The following is a 1,010-nucleotide window of genomic DNA, read 5'->3' on the forward strand; positions in this document are numbered from 1 at the left end:
GTCCTCGGACGGGGCCGGGCCCACGGCCTTGGCGGGCCCACGGCCTTGGCGGGCCCACGGCCTTGGCGGGCCCACGGCCTTGGCGGGCCCACGGCCTTGGCGGGCCCACGGCCTTCGCGGGCGGGCGGTCAGCGCGGGCCGGGTGTCCCGGCGGCCGCCGCCTCCCAGTAGGTCGCCCCCTCGACCGGCGGGCGGCCGCGCAGGTCCGCCCGGACCTGCTCGGTGAGCCGCCGGGTGTCCCGCCGGTTGAGGTGGGCGCCGAGCGCGGAGCCGAGCAGGAACGGCGCCAGCGACGGCAGCTTGCGCAGCGAGCCGCGGGCCAGCCGGCGGCTGACCTGCTGCCGGACCCGGGCCCCCGCACCCATGGTGAGGACCCCGCTGGGCCGCAGCAGGCTGATGCTGTCGATGCCGCGCCGCTGGGCCCAGGCGCCCAGGTAGGCGGTGGTGCGCTCCAGCCGGTTGCCGGCGGCGGCCTGGCCGTAGACCTGGTGCAGCTCGGCGATCAGCTTGACCTCGACCGCCGCGACGGCGAGCAGCTCGGCCGCCAGCTCCGCGGTGATCGCCACGCTGGGCACCACGGCCGCCGCGCCCACCCCGGCCCCGATCGCGGCGGTGGCCCGACAGGCACCGGTGACCAGCCGGTCGGCCAGCTCCTCGGGCGTGCCCGCCCCGGGGTGCTGGCGGCGCAGCGTGGCCAGGTCGCGGACCGGGATCCGCGGGGCGGCGGCGAACAGCCGGTCGGTGACCGGGGACCGGCCGCGCCCCTCGCCACGGCCGCCGCCGGCGAACCGGGCCCGGGTCAGCGCCTGGGCGAGGCGGCGGACGCCGGTGCGCGCCGTGGCCTCCGGTCGCTGCTCGGCCGCCAGCTCGGCGGCCAGTTCGGCCAGCTGCTCGTCCGGCTCGACCGGCGCGGTGCGCCCGTTCCTGCGCAGCAGTCCCATGCTTCGTCCCTCGTCCGGCGGTCCTGAGTTCCCAGAGTGCCTCGCCGGGCGGGCGGGCGCGTCCGGGGG

Annotated in this window: 1 protein-coding gene; it reads right to left on the reverse strand. The window is 80.1% G+C overall.

The features are described from left to right. Nucleotides 1–128 precede the first annotated feature (128 nt). Entirely contained in the window at nucleotides 129–941 is an 813-nt protein-coding gene (locus ACFW1A_RS40625; protein ID WP_380418792.1) for a hypothetical protein, read from the reverse strand. Nucleotides 942–1,010 lie beyond the last annotated feature (69 nt).

The organism is Kitasatospora sp. NPDC058965, assembly GCF_042741245.1.
Classification (GTDB): Bacteria; Actinomycetota; Actinomycetes; order Streptomycetales; family Streptomycetaceae; genus Kitasatospora.

Coding starts and splice junctions, on each gene's coding strand:
- ACFW1A_RS40625 (WP_380418792.1), bottom strand. CDS start 941: ATGGGACTGCTGCGCAGGAACGGGCGCACCGCGCCGGTCGAGCCGGAC.